At 71.9% G+C, this 17,288-nt stretch carries 14 protein-coding genes; 9 read left to right on the forward strand and 5 right to left on the reverse strand.

What is annotated here, in order from left to right; all coding sequences use genetic code 11:
* Positions 1 to 204: 204 nt before the first annotated feature.
* Together ACH4N1_RS03570 and ACH4N1_RS03575 are read left to right on the forward strand one after the other, a co-directional pair.
* Positions 205 to 627, forward strand: a complete 423-nt coding sequence (locus ACH4N1_RS03570) for a hypothetical protein (protein ID WP_398094213.1) — start codon at positions 205 to 207, stop codon at positions 625 to 627.
* Between the two features lie 20 nt (positions 628 to 647).
* Positions 648 to 3,392 (forward strand): KGGVGR-motif variant AAA ATPase, encoded by a 2,745-nt coding sequence (locus tag ACH4N1_RS03575; RefSeq protein ID WP_398094214.1) that lies wholly within the window; start codon positions 648 to 650, stop codon positions 3,390 to 3,392.
* A 150-nt stretch (positions 3,393 to 3,542) separates the two neighbouring features.
* On the opposite strand, the gene ACH4N1_RS03580 is transcribed toward ACH4N1_RS03575, so the two are convergent.
* Both ACH4N1_RS03580 and ACH4N1_RS03585 read right to left on the reverse strand, forming a co-directional pair.
* Positions 3,543 to 4,577: an esterase-like activity of phytase family protein gene (locus tag ACH4N1_RS03580; protein ID WP_398094215.1), complete on the reverse strand. Its 1,035-nt coding sequence runs from the start codon at positions 4,575 to 4,577 to the stop codon at positions 3,543 to 3,545.
* Positions 4,578 to 4,649: 72 nt separating this feature from the next.
* Entirely contained in the window at positions 4,650 to 5,528 is an 879-nt protein-coding gene (locus ACH4N1_RS03585) for a serine hydrolase (RefSeq protein WP_398094217.1), read from the reverse strand.
* 91 nt (positions 5,529 to 5,619) lie between these two features.
* Here ACH4N1_RS03585 and ACH4N1_RS03590 point away from each other — a divergent pair, with 91 nt between their 5' ends.
* The 5 genes from ACH4N1_RS03590 to infA all read left to right on the forward strand — a co-directional run bounded on the left by ACH4N1_RS03590 (position 5,620) and on the right by infA (position 10,827).
* A complete protein-coding gene (locus tag ACH4N1_RS03590) occupies positions 5,620 to 5,985 on the forward strand; it encodes a hypothetical protein (RefSeq protein WP_398094218.1) in 366 nt (121 codons plus the stop codon).
* Between the two features lie 275 nt (positions 5,986 to 6,260).
* Positions 6,261 to 8,513 carry a glycosyltransferase family 39 protein gene (locus ACH4N1_RS03595; RefSeq protein ID WP_398094219.1) on the forward strand — a complete coding sequence of 751 codons (2,253 nt, stop codon included), beginning with the start codon at positions 6,261 to 6,263 and terminating at the stop codon, positions 8,511 to 8,513.
* Positions 8,514 to 8,727: 214 nt separating this feature from the next.
* Positions 8,728 to 9,531: an endonuclease I family protein gene (locus ACH4N1_RS03600; protein ID WP_398094221.1), complete on the forward strand. Its 804-nt coding sequence runs from the start codon at positions 8,728 to 8,730 to the stop codon at positions 9,529 to 9,531.
* Positions 9,532 to 9,814: 283 nt separating this feature from the next.
* Positions 9,815 to 10,606: a GNAT family N-acetyltransferase gene (locus tag ACH4N1_RS03605; RefSeq protein WP_398094223.1), complete on the forward strand. Its 792-nt coding sequence runs from the start codon at positions 9,815 to 9,817 to the stop codon at positions 10,604 to 10,606.
* Positions 10,603 to 10,827, forward strand: coding sequence for a translation initiation factor IF-1 (infA, locus tag ACH4N1_RS03610; RefSeq protein ID WP_398094225.1), 225 nt, complete (start codon positions 10,603 to 10,605; stop codon positions 10,825 to 10,827). Before ACH4N1_RS03605 ends, infA begins: the two co-directional genes overlap by 4 nt.
* Positions 10,828 to 11,134: 307 nt before the next feature.
* Here the strand turns inward: infA and ACH4N1_RS03615 are convergent, their stop codons facing one another.
* The 3 genes from ACH4N1_RS03615 to speB form a co-directional block, all read right to left on the reverse strand.
* Complete coding sequence (locus ACH4N1_RS03615) at positions 11,135 to 11,752, reverse strand: SUKH-4 family immunity protein (RefSeq protein WP_398094227.1); 618 nt, start codon at positions 11,750 to 11,752, stop codon at positions 11,135 to 11,137.
* A 231-nt stretch (positions 11,753 to 11,983) separates the two neighbouring features.
* The gene (locus ACH4N1_RS03620; RefSeq protein WP_398094229.1) at positions 11,984 to 13,678 is read right to left on the reverse strand and encodes a thiamine pyrophosphate-binding protein; all 1,695 of its coding nucleotides are present in this window, start codon (positions 13,676 to 13,678) and stop codon (positions 11,984 to 11,986) included.
* Complete coding sequence (gene speB / locus ACH4N1_RS03625; RefSeq protein ID WP_398094230.1) at positions 13,675 to 14,643, reverse strand: agmatinase; 969 nt, start codon at positions 14,641 to 14,643, stop codon at positions 13,675 to 13,677. Before speB ends, ACH4N1_RS03620 begins: the two co-directional genes overlap by 4 nt.
* Positions 14,644 to 14,885: 242 nt before the next feature.
* Here speB and ACH4N1_RS03630 point away from each other — a divergent pair, with 242 nt between their 5' ends.
* Positions 14,886 to 16,388 (forward strand): helix-turn-helix domain-containing protein, encoded by a 1,503-nt coding sequence (locus ACH4N1_RS03630; protein WP_398094231.1) that lies wholly within the window; start codon positions 14,886 to 14,888, stop codon positions 16,386 to 16,388.
* A 101-nt stretch (positions 16,389 to 16,489) separates the two neighbouring features.
* A complete protein-coding gene (locus tag ACH4N1_RS03635; protein ID WP_398094232.1) occupies positions 16,490 to 17,278 on the forward strand; it encodes a phosphatase in 789 nt (262 codons plus the stop codon).
* Positions 17,279 to 17,288: the final 10 nt, after the last annotated feature.

The following is a 17,288-nucleotide window of genomic DNA, read 5'->3' on the forward strand; positions in this document are numbered from 1 at the left end:
GCGGGTTCCGGGCGTTTTCGGGTTCGGCGCCGTCGGGGCCGCGCCGCGGAGCCTCACATCGGCACCGCGTTCTGGTTGCCCTCGCCCCGCTCTCGTCTGCGGACCGGGCCGTGCTTGCGGCGTCGCCGAGTCGGTGTGGCGAAAAGGCGACCGGTGAGAACTCGACGGCTCATGGCCTTCGGTGAACTCTGCAAGGATGCGCACATGGTGCTTCAGGTGGGGGCCAAGGCGCTCAAGAAGAGACGAGATGAGCTGACGGTCTCGGCGGAGTCGGTGGAGGTGCACGGGAAGGGGGAGGACGCGGCCACCGTGGGTCTCCTGTTGTTCTACGCCGCCGAATGCGGCCTGAAGGAAAGGCTCCTCTTCCGCAGAGGGCTTCGCGACACAGCGGCACTGGAACCCACGCACGACCTTCGCAAGCTGGCCAAGGATCTAAGACTTCCCCGCACCCTGGACGACTTGCTCAGCCGGCTTCGAAGCTGTCGCCTGCACACTCCCGCGGGCGCGTCCGTCGCCCTGGCGGACCTGCACCAGGCGTGGCGCTATGGTGCAAAGCTTGACGGGACGGACGAGAAAGAAGCGAAGGAAGCCCTCCGGGCGCTGATCAAGTGGTGCGAGCGGGACTGAGGCTAGGAGAGTACGAGGCCGTGGCCGGATTGACCGACCTGGAAGGGCTGACGCCCCCGGAGCATCTGTTCACCTGGGTGGACGTGGACGATCACCTGACGGCTCTTGCCGCTGCCGGCCGCTGGCCCGAGTGGCTCCGTGCGGCGGACGGCTGGTGGGACGGCCTGGAACTCGTCGTCTCCGACGGTACGGAAGCCGAGACGGCGAAGCACTGGCTGGACGAGGCCTTCGGCACAGGATCGACGGAGTGGCATGACAGCACCCTCATGCTCCGGCTCGACGACCCGCGGACGCCGGACTTCACCGGCATCCCCGTCATCCTCAGCCCCGAGCCGGAGAGCTCGGATCAGCCGCGCCGCCTGCCGCTGCTGCGCGAGAAGCACATCACCCCGCAGTTGGCGCACGCGCTGGAACGCCCTTCGACCGAGCGATTCCCCGGTGACGTGCAGATCCTGGCCTTCCACTCCTTCAAAGGCGGAGTGGGACGCACCGTGCACGCGGTCGCCATGGCCGACACGATCGCGCGTAGGGGCGGCAGCGTCCTGCTGGTCGACTCCGACCTCGAGGCGCCCGGAATCACCTGGATGCACAAGGCCCAGGGCGGACAGCTCGACTTCTCCTACGAAGACCTGCTCGCCCTGTTGCAGGGGTCCGAGGACGGCGGCTGGTCCGCGGCCGTGGAAATCGCGGCCGCCTACCTGCCGAATCAGCAGGTCGGACGGTTCGCGAGTGGGGGCCGGGTGACCGTGGTCCCTACGAGCAGGAGGGACCACCTGGGCCCGCCGCGCATCGAGCCTGCGGACCTTTTGACGCCTGGGCGCTCTCCGTACTTTCTGACCGAGGCCCTCGCCGCACTCGCCGCACGCACTGGTGCAGACACCGTTGTCGTGGATCTGCGAGCCGGAGCCTCCGAGCTGTCCGCTCCCGTTCTCCTCGACCCGCGAGTGCAACGCGTCTTTGTCACCACGCTCAGCCACCAGTCCCTCGAGGGCACGAAGACCCTGCTGAAGCAATTGGGGCGCCGTGCGCCGGCTCTGCGGGGCACGGACCCGGCCAGTTCCGTGATCGTCACGCAATACCGGCAGGACGTCCATGAAGCACAGGCCGAACAGGCACGAGCCGAGCTGAGCAGTGCGCTGCTCTCGTCACTGAGGCCGCCGGACGGCAGCACAGAAACCGACCCGGACGACACGGGCGAAGTGGACGCCGACGTCTTGTCCCAGCCCTTGCTCAGCCCCTTCCGAGAGGAGCTGCTGGCGCTTCCCTCCTCCTGGGACGCGGTGTTGCGAGTGCTGGAAAGCTGCAAAGTGTCCGAAGTCCTGGAATCAATCGTGCCTGCCCCCGTCTCCTCCCCATTGGCGGACGCGGACGGCGACCGGGAACATGTCGACTATTCAACGCTCCGCAAGCGGCTCGCGGAGACCGCGCAACCGCTCATCTACGCCGAGCGAAAAGGCATGTCATCAGCCAGCGGCTTCCTCGCAACCGACCCCTTGCGCAGACTGCTCGGGGACCACCGCACGGAACCTCCCTTGGCCCTCGTCGTCGGCGCCAAGGGTGCGGGCAAGACGTTCATGTATGCGAAGGCATGTGCGGCAAGGACGTGGAACGCGTTCGCTGAACAGTCCGGCGTCAAGGACGTCCGACTGGTACTGCCCGTAGTCCCGGTACTGGAGTCGGACAACCTCGAGAACGACGATCTGACGACCCAGGACCTCAGGGACGCGTTCGCCGCCACGCACAGTGCGCCGTCAGAAGCAGCAGGGACTTCCCAGCAGATCAAGGACCGGTTGAGGAAGGGTCTTTCCACCCTCGATGCGGGAGACGACATCGGATGGCGACAGTTGTGGCTGGAGTGCCTGGCCATCGCTGCGGGAGCGCCGCTGACGGGGGAGCTGGACGCCGAATCCGTGCTTACGGAACTCAGCAAGCGGTCACGAGCCGTGTTCGTCATGGACGGGCTCGAAGACCTGCTGCAGTCGCTGGACACGGAGGTCAAGCGCACTGCGCTGCGTGTACTCCTGATCGACGTCCTTGCCTGGCTGCGTTCCTTGCGCGGACGCCCGCTCGGGCTTGTCGTCTTCGTACGCCGAGATCTCGTGAAACGAGCGGTCCGCCAGAACAGCGAGCAACTGCTCGCACGCTACGAGCCCTATGCGCTGCGCTGGAACAAGGAGGAGGCGCTGCGGTTGGCGCTCTGGGTCACCGCGCATGCGGACGCGTTGCCCACGGCGATGGCCGAGTCCGACATCGCGGAGCTCTCCTACGATGCGCTGGTGAACGCCCTCATTCCGGTATGGGGGTGGAAGATGGGAACGGAGAGGTCCAAAGAGGCGCGCTCCCACCTGTGGGTGCCCGCGGCGCTCGGAGACTTCAAGGACCAGGTGCAGGCGAGGGATGTCGTGGTGTTCCTGGCCGAATCAGCACGTCAGTCGATTCCCCAGACCACCTGGGAAGACCGTGTGCTGGTGCCGAGTGCCATGCGCAAGGCCCTGCTCGAATGCAGCACGATCAAGATCAGTGCCATTCAGGACGAAAGCCAGGAGATCGGCGACCTGCTGAGTCGGCTTCAGCAGGTGCGCGAACCCGTGACCGTGCCTTTCTCACTGGCAGAAGTAGGGCTGGACGTGGCCGACGCCGACTTCCTCGTCGAGTCGGGAGTCTTCGCACGAGGCAACGACGGCCGCTACTGGGTGGCGGAGATCTACCGCCACGGCCTGGGATTCGGCAGCGAGCGGCGAGCGAAGGTCCTCTGGCGCAGGTGAGCCGGTCGCAAGGGTGCCCGACGGCGTCGGCAGCCACGCAGCCGGCATGCCCGCACACGGCAGCCGCTCCGGCCCGGCCCTCCTCCTTCGGAGAGCCGGGCCGCGTTCATCCCGGCCGTCAAGACCACGCCCCCGGTACCGACAGGAATCTCAGCTGCGGACGCGCAGGAAGTAGAGGCGGGTGGTCTGTACGGCGTTCTGGTTGTCGTCGCTGACCAGCAGGACCTTCAGCGCGCCCGCGCTGCGCCCCGTGATCACCATGCCCTCGATGTTGTCGAGGAGCGGGTTCGGCTGGGGCTGCTTCGCGGTCGCTCCCCGTGACGGGCAGGTCACGAGGTCGGCCAGGAGGGTCTTGGTGATCGGGCGCACGCCGTCCTGGCCGGTCAGGTGCTCGACACCGCTGGTGTCCGTGGCGCGGCGGGGGTCGGCGAGGTAGAGGCGGACCGTGTTGCCGACGCCCGCGGTGAAGCCGCGCTCCAGGACGAGGAGGCGGCCGTCGGGGGTCGCCTGGACCTCGGGGACGCCGAGCCCGGTGTCGGCGCGGTAGGCGTACTGGGCTCCGAGCACGAAGTGGCCGCCGCGCCGCGTCCAGGTCTGGAAGCGGAGCGTGCCGGCCGCGTCGCCGGAGAGGGCGTACTCCATCGACGCGAGCAGGGTACGGCCGCCGGGCAGCAGGGCCAGGCCCTCGAAGGTGCCGTTGGGGGCGGCGCGGCCGGCCGGGGCGACCCGCAGCGGGTCCGGGACGGGGAGGCGGTCGAGGATCGCGCCGGAGGGGCTGTACCGGCGTACGGAGGGCTCCGTCTCGGAGGTGACCAGGAAGGTGCCGTCCCGGTCGGCGACCAGGCCCTCGGCGTCCAGGGCGGCGCCGTTCTCGTCGGCGAGGGGGACGACCGCGGTCGGCCGCAGGGTCCTCGCGTCGAGGCGGAACAGGGCGGAGCGGTCGGACAGGGCCGTGAGGGCGCCGGCGGGGGTTCCCCCGTCGGAGCGGGACCGGGCGAGCGCGGAGAGGTTGCCGACGAAGGTGCCGTCGTACGTCGTCTTGTCGAGGGCGTCGGAGAAGCGGTCGAGGGAGACCGAGGCCGAACAGGCGTGGCTCTGCCCGGCGTTCGCCGGTCCGGCGGCGACCGGGCAGATGGCCGCCGCCAGGCCGGCGGTGAAGGTGGCGAGTACGGTTCGCAGGCGCATGACGGTCACCGTAGGGCGTGCGGGTGACGGCCGGTGGAACACGCCGTCAACGCCCCGCCGGAACCTCGTGCTTCAGGAGGCGGCGAGGTCCCGGTGGATGACCTTGGCGACGCCCTGGATGGTGGTGATGCCGTAGCTCATCGTGCTGTTGCCGTGAGTGAGGACGGTGATGGTGTAGTCGTGGCCGCCGCCCTTGAAGGTGCCGACGCTGTGCACCCGCCAGCCGTTGGTGGCGCGCGACAGCCAGCCGTTCTTGACGTGCCAGCTGACCCCGGCGGGCCGTCCGTAGGGGGTGCCCCAGCGCTGCGACGAGACGACCTGGGCCATCAGCTGGTTGACGTAGGCGCGCGAGGTGTCGGTGAGGACGGTGTTCCTGGCCGTGAGGAGCTTGAGCAGCTTCTGTTCGTCGGTGACGGTGATCTGGGTCAGGCCCCAGTAGTTGTTGGCGCCCGGCTTGGTCTGCGTCATCTTGGCGGCCGTGAGGAAGGCCCTGATCTTCGTCAGGCCGAGCTGCTTCCACAGGGTGGAGGTGGAGGCGTTGTCCGACTTGGTGATCATCGCCGTGGCGAGGGTCTTCTCACGGGAGGTCAGCGCCCTGTTGTGCTTCTGCGCGTCCCACAGCAGTGCGGACAGGACGGTGACCTTGACGACGCTGGCCGAGTCGAAGGCGGTGGAGGCGCGCAGGGTGCAGGTGGTGTTGGTGCTGCGGTCGTAGAGGCCGACGGCGACCGTGCCCTTGCGGGTGGCGAGCGCCGCGGTGATGTCCTTCTTCAGCTTGGCGGCGAGGCCGGCCTTGGCCGACGTGCAGGCGACGGTCGGGGTGGCGGCCGCGGCCGGGGTGGCGGCCGCCACGCCGGTGAGGAGGATGCCGGCGCCGAGGGCGGTGGCGACCAGCCCTCTGGTGCGTCCGGTTCGTCCGGGTCCGGCTCGTCTGGGTCTGCGGAGAGTCATGACAAGGTGACTCGCACGCGTGAACGATAGTTGTACGTACGTTCCAAGAACCGGATTCGTCGCGCGCCGGAGCAGTGGGTAGGCATGAGGCATGCCGACCGAGACACCGAACAGGCACTTCAGGGCAGGACAGTTGAGCGCCGCCCTGTGGGTGCTGCGCCGCCTCGCCGTGCCCGGGACCAAGGCTCCCGAGGAGAGTGCTTTCCGCGGGAAGAAGGTCCCCGCCCACCTCCTGGCCGAAGACCTGGGGGCCGTGATGAAGAACCTCTCGTACGCGAGGCGCCACGGCGGAGAGCGGTGGGCGGCGGCGGCCGAGGTGTTCCGCGACCTGCCGGACCTCCTTCCGTCGAACATGCCCGGCAACACGATGGAGCCGGGCGAGGAGAACGCCTTCATCGCCGGACGTGAGAAGCAGATCGCCGTGTACGAGAAGAAGTTCGGGGCGCTCTTGGGGTGACGCGACCGGGCGGCCGGCGCCTTCCGGCGGCATCCCGGCCGGGTGCCGCCCGCCGGACCCGCTCCCCCGTTCCTCCGGCCGTTCCTCCGCCCGTTCCTCCGGCCGTTCCTCCGCCCGCTCCTCCGGCCGTTCCTCCGCCCGCTCCTCCGCCCGCTCCTCCGCCCGCTCCTCCGCCCGCTCCTCCGGCCGCTCCTCCGGCCGCTCCTCCGGCCGCTCACAGGCTGCGACCAGGCTGGGCACAGCCCCCTCCCATCGGCGCTCTGCACGGTGGACTGGTGACATCTGCCACCGATCTCCCCCACCCGACCGTGTCCACCGACCGGCCGCCGCCCGCCGCGGACCCGGCGTCCACCCCGGCTCCCCCGCCGGACGAGGCACCGCGCTGGTCGCTCCCCGCGCTGCTCGCGATCCTGGTGCTGGCGGCGGTGCTGTACTCCTGGAACCTCTCCGGCTCCGGGCTCAACAGCTTCTACAGCGCCGCCGTGTTGAGCGGCACCCAGAGCTGGAAGGCCTGGTTCTTCGGCTCGTTGGACGCGGGGAACTTCCTCACCGTCGACAAGCCGCCGTTCGCCCTGATGGTGATGGGCCTGTCCTGCCGCGTGTTCGGCTTCGGGACCTGGCAGATGATGCTGCCGATGATCCTGACCGCCCTCGGCACGATCTGGATCCTGCACGCGAGCGTGAAGCGGGTCTGGGGGCACGGTGCGGCGGCGGTCGCCGCGCTGGTCCTCGCGCTGACCCCGATCACCGTGGCCATCAACCGGGACAACAACCCCGACACCCTGCTGGTGTTCCTGATGGCGGGCGGCGCCGCGCTGGCCCTGCGGGCGGTGCGCGACGGCAGGCTGCTGCCGCTGCTCGGCTCGGCCGCCTGCTTCGGCCTCGCCTTCAACACCAAGATGCTCCAGGGCTACATCGCCCTGCCCGCCGTCTTCGCGGTCTACCTGTACGCGGCGAAGCCGAAGCTGGTGAAGCGGCTCGTCAACCTGGCCGCCGCGGCCGTGGTCCTCGCCGTCTCCAGCTTCTGGTGGGCGGCGGCCGTCTCCCTGGTCCCGGCCGACGAGCGGCCCTACATCGGCGGTTCGACCGACGGCACCGCCTGGAACCTGATCATGGGCTACAACGGCCTCGGCCGGGTCTTCGGCGGCGAGGGCAACGGCGGGGGCGGCGGAGGCGGGGGCGGCGGCTTCTCCGGGACCGCCGGCATCGGCCGGATGTTCAACGACGTCCTCGGCGGCCAGATCTCCTGGCTGATCCCGTTCGCGGCGATCGCCGCCGTCGGCGGCATCGTCCGGTGCGGGCGCGCCCCGCGCACCGACCTCACCCGTGCCGCGCTGGTGATGTGGGGCGGCTGGACCGCCCTGCACTACCTCACCTTCGCCCTGGCCGAGGGCACCATGCACCCCTACTACACGACCGCCCTCGCCCCGGGCATCGCGGCACTGTGCGGGGGCGGCGGCCTGATGCTGCTGCGGGCCTTCCGCACCGAGAAGCGGTGGGTGTGGGTGCTGCCGCTCGCGCTCGGGATCACGGCCGTCTGGGCGATCGTGCTGCTGCGCCGGGCCTCCGGCTGGAACACGTGGCTGTGGCCCGTCATCGGGGTCGTGATGGCGCTCGCGGTCGTGGGGCTGTTCGTCTTCCGCTCGGGCCACCGTGCCCGCCTGCTGGCGGCCTCGGTGGCCGCGGCGGTCGTCGCGTCGGTGGCCGGTCCGGCGGCGTACGCCTGGTCGGTGCCGTCCGGTTCGGGCGGCGGGATGGGCGGTACGAACCCGACGGCCGGTCCCACGACCGGGAGCGGCGGCTTCGGCGGCGGAGGCCCCGGCGGCGGCCGGGGCGCCTTCCCGGGCGCCGGCGGCGAGCAGGCGGGCGGCCAGACCGACGGGCAGGCGGGCGGCGGGGCCGGCGGCTTCCCCGGGGGCGGCGGGCAGCCCGGCGGTACGCCGCCCGGTGGCACCGCGGCCGACGGCGGTACGGCACCGGGCGGCACCACCCCGGAAGGCGGCACCGGTACGGGCGACGGCCCCGGCGGCGGCGCCATGGGAGGCGGCGCGGGCGGCGGCATGGGCGGCGCGGGCGGCGGCGCGAGCACGGAGCTGCTCTCCTACCTGAAGGAGCACCAGGACGGCGCGAAGTGGCTGCTGGCGGTGTCGAGTTCGCAGTCCGCCGCACAGCTCGTCCTCAGCAGCGGTGAGCCGGTGATCTCCATGTGGGGCTGGTCAGGTTCCGACAACGCGATGACGCTGGCGAGGCTGAAGGAGCTGGTGAGGAAGGGTGAGCTGCACTACATCCAGCTCGGCGGCGGCATGGGAGGCGGTATGGGCGGCGGCTCCACGGCCAGCTCCGAGGTGACGGAGTGGGTGCAGAAGAACGGGACGGCGGTGGAGGAGAGCGACTACAGCTCGGCGGCCGCTTCCGGCTCCGGCACCTCCGACACCTCTGACACCTCCGGCTCCGGCACCTCGTCCTCGTCCTCGTCGCAGAGCGGCCAGTCGACGGTCTACCGACTGGACCCGTCGGACGTGAACTGACCGCACGTCGACGGCACATCGGTCGCTCACAGGCGCAAAACAGCCCCTGACCACCCGTCAGGGGCTGTTTTGCGCCATCAACTCGCGTAGACAACGGGTAATTTGCCGGTTCCCGTCATCTGATCGACATGTCAGATTCATTGCCTTGACCGCATGTGCATGTCACTCTCCCGATTGCCGCCTCCCCTCAACACGCGTAGATCGGACTCCCCACATGCTGACGACACGCATACGCCGCTGGAAGCCGGTGGCGCTCGCCACCACCGCCGTCCTGGTCGGCCTCACCGTGCCCGCGCTCACCGCGACCCCCGCCGCGGCGACCACGACGGCGTACGACTCGACGTACTACAAGAACGCGGTCGGCAAGACGGGTGCGAGCCTGAAGTCCTCGCTGCACACGATCATCACGCCCCAGACGAAGATCTCGTACTCCGCGGTCTGGAACGCGCTGAAGGTCACCGACCAGGACCCGAACAACAGCAACAACGTGATCCTGCTGTACAGCGGTGTCTCGCGCAGCAAGTCCCTCAACGGCGGCGACCTTGGCGACTGGAACCGCGAGCACACCTGGGCCAAGTCCCACGGCGACTTCGGCGAGGTGACCGGTCCCGGCACCGACCTGCACCACCTGCGCCCGGCGGACGTCCAGGTCAACAGCATCCGCGGCAACAAGGACTTCGACAACGGCGGCAGCACGGTCAGCGGCGGAGGCGGCAGCCTCACGGACTCCGACTCCTTCGAGCCGCGTGACGCGGACAAGGGCGACGTGGCCCGCATGATCCTCTACATGGCCGTGCGCTACGACGGCGGCGACGGCTTCGCCGACCTCGAACCGAACGAGAGCGTCAACAACGGCAGCAACCCCTACATGGGCAAGCTCTCGGTCCTCAAGCAGTGGAACGAGCAGGACCCGCCGAGCGCCTTCGAGGAGAAGCGCAACCAGGTCATCTACGACACCTACCAGCACAACCGCAACCCGTTCATCGACCACCCGGAGTGGGTCGAGGCGATCTGGTAGGTGGTCGGTTCCGCTTCGTCACGGCCGGCCGCGGGGTCCGTTCCCGCGGCCGGCCGCTGCCGTCGCCCCGTTCCCCTCCCCGACGGGGGCGCGCGGAAAAGCGTTTGAGCGAGGCGGCGCCCCGCTGCTACTTTCGGGGCGGACCGTGAAGTCGTCGTATGGAGGTGAGCCCCCGTGAACACAGTTACCCGTGGGTGCTCCCCCAACCCGTCACGGTCCGGCGGCTGACGTCCGGTGTCGCCAGGAGCGCCTGAGATCGAGGCACTCCTGGAAGGAGACTCCGATGGACACGAAATCTTTCCCCGCCGGCCCGAGCGAGAACGCGGTGCTGATCACGCGCGTCGCGGACCGGCAATGGCATGCGTTGGACGACGACCTGGTGGTCGGCCGCGGGCATGCCGAACACCGGCCCGACGGGCGCTTGTTCGTCAGCATCGACGCCTGGCACGACGCCGCCTTCGACCGGCTCGCCGAGGCGATGCGGGCGGAACTGCCGGCACCGCTGTACACGGTGGTCGACGAGGCCGACGCCGAACTGACGGCCGGCTGGCGGCGGGCGGGTTTCACGATCCGGCGCCGCGAGTGGGAGTACGTCGTGCCGACCGACCCGCGGGTCACAGGGCTCGGAGCAGTCCTGCCGCCTCCGGGCGTGACGATCGTGCCCGCCGGTCAGGCGGACGAGACCCTGCTGCGGGCGGTGGACCGCGCGATCCGTGACGAGGTCGAGGCGGCCGTCGGGTGGCAGTCGATGCCCGCGGAAGTGGTTCCCCGTCCCCGGGGCGACACCATCGTCGACCCGTCGAAGTACGCGGTGGCCGCGGCGCCGGACCGCTACCTGGGTCTGATCCGGGTGGTGAGGGCGAAGCGGCCGCGCATCGGGCTGATCGCGGTCCGGGCCGGCGAGCAGCGCCGCGGCATCGCGCGGGCGCTGCTGGCCCACGCGCTGGAAACGCTGCACCGCTCCGGGTCCCCCGCGGCCTGGGCCGAGGTCGACGAGTCCAACCGGGCGGCCTCGGCACTGTTCGAGGGCACCGGCGCCCGTCCGGCGAGCAGCAACCTGGAGCTGGTGCGATGACCAGGAGCAGGAACGTCATCGAGGTCGAGGGCAGGGTCGTCGAGTGCCTGCGCAGCGCCATGTTCACCGTGGAGCTCGAGAACGGCCACCAGGTGCTCGCGCACATCAGCGGGAAGATCCGCAAGAACTACATCAGGATCATGCTGGAGGACCGGGTCCTGGTGGAACTCCCGCCGTACGACCTGACGCGCGGCCGGATCGTGTTCCGGTACCGGAACTAGGGCGTGTCTGACAATTCGCGTCGGATCAGTGCGCGGCGTCTGGTGCGGTGCATCGCAAGGCGGAGGATCGCCCGTGTACTGGATGTACTCGGGTGATCCGACAACGCGGCGAGGTGCCGTGCCAGGCGTCGCGCGCCCGACGGGAATTGTCAGACACGCCCTAGCGGCGTTCGGCGCCTTCCGCGGCAGCTGATGCAGGGGCCCGGCCCGGTCACGGCGTTCCCGTGGCCGGGCCCGGGGCGGTGTCCCGCACGGCGCGGACCGTGTGGTGCGGACCGTGCGGTGCGTGGACGGCGTCGGTGGGCGGTCACCCGTGGAGCGAACGGGCTCCCGGGCTGTTGCCCGTGAAGCGTCGGCCCATGGCGATCTCGTCGGCCACCACCGACCAGACGGTCTCGTCGTCCCGGAAGGGGAGCGGGTCGATGCCGCCCGTCTCCTCACGGATGCGGCCGACCTCGCCGTCCAGGCGCTCGAAGTCGGCTTCCTCGTCGGCGTCGCCGCCGCCGAAGGTGAACTCTTCGAGCAGGCGCTGGAACCGGAGGGTGACCTGGACGAGGGAGGAGACGTCCGTGTGGAGTTCCCGCACGGTCTCCTCGTCGGGGTCGAAGGCGTGCACCTTGCCGGACACGGGGTCGAGGGCGAGGTGCGCGTTGAGCAGCCAGCCGATGACGGGCCAGTCACCCGCGCCCTCCGCGGCGTCCTCGAAGTCCTCGACGGGGAGGACGTCCCGGACGAGGGGAAGCAGGCCGTCGTCCTCGTCGGGCCGGCGCAGCAGGAGCGTTCCGGTGGGGACGCCGACGGTCTGGAGGAGGCGGGCACCCTCGGTGTCCGCGGCGGCGGGCGGAAAGGCGGTGGCGGGGACGGCCGCGAGCCGGTCCTCGCCGAAGACGTCGACGAGTTCGCCGCGGGTGACGTCGAAAATCACTGCCAGGACTCCGGACTCCGCGGCGGCACGGGCACTGCGGGACTCTCAGTGGGCGGAAGCGGTCACAGCGACGGCGTCGCGGATCGAGGCGCTCGCGGCGACCCCGCGCCCGTCCCGCCCCGCCCGCTCACCGTGCTCTGACAGGTTCCCACGGGACCGGTGTCCGGATGGGTGATCGGCGTCGGGGCTCCCGCACCGCGACGGGGGCACCGTCCCGGCCGGCCGCTGTCGTCAGCCCAGGTGGGTCGGGGCGAACATCCGCAGCCGGGCCGGCAGGACCACCACCGAGGGGCCGGGGGACGCCAGCGCCTGCGCCAGGTCGGCCGCCAGGGCCTGCGGGGACGTCCGCACGCCCGGGACGCCGAAGGACTCGGCGAGGGCCGCGAAGTCCGGGCCGGTCAGCTCCGTCGTCTTCGTCGCCGTGGTCCCGCCGAAGGACTCGGTCATGTACTCGCGCAGGATGCCGTAGCCGCCGTCGTCGACGACGAGCCAGGTGACGTTCAGGTCGTACTGCTTCGCCGTGGCCAGTTCCGCGATCGAGTAGAGGGCGCCGCCGTCGCCGGACACGGCGAGGACCGGCCGGGTGGGGTCGGCCACCGCCGCGCCGAGGGCCGCCGGGAAGGCGTAGCCGAGACCGCCCGCGCCCTGGGCGGAGTGCATGTGGTTGGAGCCCTTGGGGTCGAAGGCCGACCACGCCCAGTACGCCAGGATCGTCATGTCCCAGAAGGACGGGGAGCCGGCGGGGAGCGCGGTGCGGACGGAGGCCAGCACCTGCTGCTCCAGGGCCAGTTCCTGGGACGCGAGGCGTTCCGCCACGCGGGAGAGGAGCGCGCGGACCCGCTCGGGCGCGGTGGGGTCGGTGCGTTCGGGGACGGTCTCCAGCAGGGCCTGGATCGCGAGGCGGGCGTCCGCGTGGATGCCGAGGGCCGGGTGGTTGGACTCCAGTTTGCCGAGGTCGGCCTCGATCTGGATCACGCGGCCGCGCGGGGTGAACGTGTGGTAGTTCGAGGAGAGTTCGCCGAGGCCCGAGCCGATCACCAGCAGGACGTCCGCGTCCTCCAGGAAGTCGGTGGTGTGGCGGTCCTCCAGCCAGGACCGGAGGGAGAGGGGGTGCGTCCAGGGGAAGGCGCCCTTGCCGCCGAAGGTGGTGACCACGGGGGCGTCGAGCCGCTCGGCGAGCTTGCGCAGCTTGCCCGAGGCGTCCGCGCGGACGACCCCGCCGCCCGCGACGATCACCGGGCGGGCGGCCTTCGCCAGCAGGTCGGCGGCGACCGCGGTCAGTTCGGGGCGCGGCGGCAGTTCCTCGGGGAAGGCGTCGCCTGCCGTGACCACGGGGAGGGCCGTCTCCGCCAGCAGCACGTCCTGCGGGATCTCCACCCAGACCGGTCCGTGCGGGGCGGTCAGCGCCGACTTCCAGGCCTCCTGCAGCGCGGAGGGGATCTGGGACTGGGCGCGGACGGTGTGGACCGACTTCACCACCCCCCGGAACGAGGCCGCCTGATCGGGGAGTTCGTGCAGATAGCCGTGGCGGCCGCCGCCCAGCCCACGGGTGGGGATCTGGCTGCTGATCGCCAGCACGGGCGCCGAGGCCGCCGCCGCCTCCTGGAGCGCGGCCAGGGAGGTCAGCGCGCCCGGCCCCGTGGACAGCAGCAGGGGCGCCGCCTCGCCGGTGACGCGGCCGTACGCGTCCGCCGCGAAGCCGGCGTTGTTCTCCATCCGCAGGCCGACGTAGCGCAGGTCGGAGCGGCGCAGCGCGTCGAACACGGCGAGCGCGTGCTGGCCGGGCAGCCCGAAGACGGTGGTCGCGCCGAGCCCGGCCAGGGTCTCCACGACGAGGTCTCCGCCGGTGCGGCCGGGCGGCGGATCGAGGGCCGCCTCCGTCTGTGCGGCGGTCGGGCGGAGCACCAGGTCGTGGTCGTGGGTCACTGCGCGCGGGCCTCCGCGATCTGGCGGGACATGATCGTGGTCAGTTCGTACGCCGTGTGGGACGCGGCCACCGACGTGATCTCCGCGTGATCGTACGCCGGCGCCACCTCGACGACGTCCGCCGAGACCAGGTTGCAGGAGGCCAGGCCGCGCAGGATCTCCAGGAGTTCGCGGGAGGTCATGCCGCCGGCCTCGGGGGTTCCGGTGCCGGGCGCGTGCGCCGGGTCGAGGCAGTCGATGTCGATGGAGATGTAGAGGGGGCGGTCGCCGATGCGCTGCCGGAGCTGGTCGGCGACCTCGTCGGCGCCGCGCCGGTAGACGTCCGCCGAGGTGACGATGCCGAAGCCCATCTTCTCGTCGTCGGTGAGGTCCTGCTTGCCGTAGAGCGGGCCGCGGATGCCGACGTGGGAGAGCGCCTCGGTGTCGAGGATGCCCTCCTCGACGGCGCGGCGGAACGGGGTGCCGTGCGTGTACTCGGCGCCGAAGTAGGTGTCCCAGGTGTCGAGGTGGGCGTCGAAGTGGAGCAGGGCGACCGGGCCGTGCTTCTTCGCGACCGAGCGGAGCAGCGGCAGGGCGATGGTGTGGTCGCCGCCGAGGGTCATCAGGCGGGCGCCGGTGCCCAGCAGGTCGTCGGCGGCCGCCTCGATCGTCTCCACGGCCTCGTTGATGTGGAACGGGTTCACGGCGATGTCGCCGCCGTCGGCGACCTGCGCGAGGGCGAAGGGGGAGGCGTCCTGCGCCGGGTTGTACGGACGCAGCAGCCGGGACGCCTCGCGGATCGCGTTGCCGCCGAAGCGGGCGCCCGGCCGGTAGGAGACGCCGGAGTCGAACGGCACGCCGACCACGGCGACGTCGGCGCGGCCGACCTCGTCGAGGCGGGGCAGCCGGGCGAAGGTCGCGGGACCCGCGTACCGCGGCACCCGCGAGGAGTCGACCGGGCCGCGGGGCGTCTCGCTGCTGCTCATCTGCTGCCTTCTTTCCTACGCGCTTTCCTACGCGTCGTCGCGTATGTACCGCTCTGTCCTGCCGCGTACGACTCTACCGGCGAGCCGGAACGCGTTCGGACGCGCGTTCGGGCACGAGTTCGGGTGCCGGGCCAGGGTGCCGGGCCGGTGAGCCGGTCGGGACGACCCTAGACGGCCGGAAGGCGCCGGCGAAGTGTACGTTTCCTCCATCGCAGCCGTCCCCGCCGGAGGAAACGCACACTGTGACGGAGCCCGCGGCGGTACCCGTGCCGCCGACACCACCCGTGCCCCTCGCCGCCCTGCTGGCCCGCGAGGACCTCGCCCTGCGCCGGATCGCCGGACCCCGCGAGCCGGATCCCGTCGTCCACGGGGCGCACGCCTCGGAGATGGCCGACCCGTACCCGTACCTGCTGGGCGGCGAGCTGCTGCTGACGGCCGGGGCACACCTTCCCGAGGCGGCGGCCGGCCTGGACACCCACTGCGACGACTACGTCGCGCGGATCGTGGCCGCCGGTGGCGCGGCCCTCGGGTTCGGCCTGGCGCCGGTGCACGACACCGTGCCGCGCGCCCTGGCCGCCGCCTGCGAGGCCCGGGGACTGCCCCTGCTGGAGGTCCCGCCGCAGACCACCTTCTCCGGCGTGGCCCGCGCGGTCTGGCAGCTCATGGCACAGGCCCGGCACGACGGGCTGCGCCGGGTCACCGAGGCCCAGCAGAGCCTCGCCGCCGCCGCCTCCCGGCCGGACCCGGTGCCGTCGGTGCTGCGGCAGCTGGCCCGGCGGGTGGGCGGCCGGGCGGTGCTGTACGGCCCGGAGGGCACGGAGGTCGCGGCGGCGGGACGGGAGCCGGAGAGCGGGGCGGGCCCGGCGCTGGCCCGGCTGGCACGGGTCGTCCGGCCGGCCGGACCGCCGCCCGCGGGTACGGCCACCGCTCCGGCGGCCCCCGCTCCCTCCTCCGCCACCGACACCACCGGCGGCACCCGTCTCGCCGCCTACGCCCTCGGGTCCGGCCGGGGCTTCGTGCTCGGGATCGCCGCTCCGCGCCGGGAGGCCGGTGACCACACCATCGCCTCCGTCGCCGCCGTCCTGCTCTCGCTGCTCACCGGTGAACACCGGAGCGGCTCGGAAGCGGCCCGCTCCTCGGCCCTCGTACGGCTGCTGCTCGGCGCCGCGCCGGAGTCCGTGGCCCCGCTGCTCGGCGGCCAGCGGTGGCAGGTCGTGCACGGGCGGCCCGAGGGGCGGGCGCCGGACGCGGTGGCCGCCGCCGCGCTGGGCGCCGCGCTCGGGTCGCCGCTGGTCGACCTCGGGGAGGACGTCGTACGGGTACTGGTGTCGGGCGAGCGGGAGCCGCTCGCGCAGCGGGGATGGACGCTGGGGGTCGGCGCCGCCGCGGCCCCCGCCGACTGGCCGGCCGCCGACGTCCGGGCGGCCCGCGCCCTGGCCCGCGCCCGCGCCACCCGCGCGCCCCTGGTCCGGCACGGCGCGCGCCCCGCGCTCGCCGACCTGGTGCCGCCCGACGAGGCCGAGGCGCACGCCCGCGCGCTGCTCGCCCCCCTCGACGAGACCCTCGCGGCCACCCTGCGCACCTGGCTGTCGCTGCACGGCGGCTGGGACCGCACGGCGGTGGCGCTGGGCGTGCACCGCAACACCGTGCGGCAGCGGATCGCGCGCTGCGCGACCCTGCTGGGGACGGACCTGGACGACCCGGACGTACGGATGGAACTGTGGTTCGCCCTGCGGCAACGGTGAGTCCGCCGGCGCGGACCGGCGGCGGACCGGGGCGAGTGACCCGCGTCCCAGCGTCCGGGAGACCACGGACTCCCACCGGCCGCTGCCCCACAATGGAGACCATGCCGATACCCGGGACACCCAGCCGCGCCGAGCTCGTCGAACACCTCGTGAGGACCCGTATCGCGGGTGACGTCGCCACCCCGCGCGAGAACAACCTCTCCCACTACCGCCAGTTGGCCAACGGCGTCCGCAACTTCTGGCTCGGCCTGGAGCTCGGCGACCGCTGGACCGACGAACAGGACGTGCTCGCGGTGATGGCGGAGCGGGCCGGCGTCAACGACGACCCCGAGTACCGCTACGGCCAGGACACCATCGACCCCCAGCTCACCGTCGACGCCCTGGAGCGGCTCGCCGGGCGGCTGCGCAAGGCGGCCGAGGACCGGCAGCGGGTGCTGTTCGCCACCGGTCACCCCGGCGGGCTGCTGGACGTGCACCGGGCCACGGCGGACGCGCTGCGCCGGGCCGGCTGCGAGATCGTCGTCATCCCCGACGGGCTCCGGACGGACGAGGGGTACGTCATGCAGTTCGCCGACGTGGCGGTGCTGGAGCACGGCGCCACCCTGTGGCACACCCACTCGGGCGAACCGATGAAGGCGATCCTCACCGCCCTGGAGCGCGAGGGCCGCCCGCTGCCGGACCTGGTCGTCGCCGACCACGGCTGGGCGGGTTACGCCGGACAGCACGGCGTGGACTCCGTCGGGTACGCCGACTGCAACGACCCGGCGCTGTTCCTCGCCGAGGCCGAGGGCACCGTCCAGGTGACGGTCCCCCTCGACGACCACGTCCTCAGCCCCCGCCACTACGACCCGATGACGGCGTACCTGCTGGCGGAGGCGGGGCTGGTCTAGGGCGTGTCGC

Source organism: Streptomyces sp. NPDC017202, assembly GCF_044331705.1.
Classification (GTDB): Bacteria; Actinomycetota; Actinomycetes; order Streptomycetales; family Streptomycetaceae; genus Streptomyces.

Coding starts and splice junctions, on each gene's coding strand:
- ACH4N1_RS03570 (WP_398094213.1), top strand. CDS start 205: ATGGTGCTTCAGGTGGGGGCCAAGGCGCTCAAGAAGAGACGAGATGAG.
- ACH4N1_RS03580 (WP_398094215.1), bottom strand. CDS start 4,577: ATGCGCCTGCGAACCGTACTCGCCACCTTCACCGCCGGCCTGGCGGCG.
- ACH4N1_RS03585 (WP_398094217.1), bottom strand. CDS start 5,528: ATGACTCTCCGCAGACCCAGACGAGCCGGACCCGGACGAACCGGACGC.
- ACH4N1_RS03590 (WP_398094218.1), top strand. CDS start 5,620: ATGCCGACCGAGACACCGAACAGGCACTTCAGGGCAGGACAGTTGAGC.
- ACH4N1_RS03600 (WP_398094221.1), top strand. CDS start 8,728: ATGCTGACGACACGCATACGCCGCTGGAAGCCGGTGGCGCTCGCCACC.
- ACH4N1_RS03605 (WP_398094223.1), top strand. CDS start 9,815: ATGGACACGAAATCTTTCCCCGCCGGCCCGAGCGAGAACGCGGTGCTG.
- infA (WP_398094225.1), top strand. CDS start 10,603: ATGACCAGGAGCAGGAACGTCATCGAGGTCGAGGGCAGGGTCGTCGAG.
- speB (WP_398094230.1), bottom strand. CDS start 14,643: ATGAGCAGCAGCGAGACGCCCCGCGGCCCGGTCGACTCCTCGCGGGTG.
- ACH4N1_RS03635 (WP_398094232.1), top strand. CDS start 16,490: ATGCCGATACCCGGGACACCCAGCCGCGCCGAGCTCGTCGAACACCTC.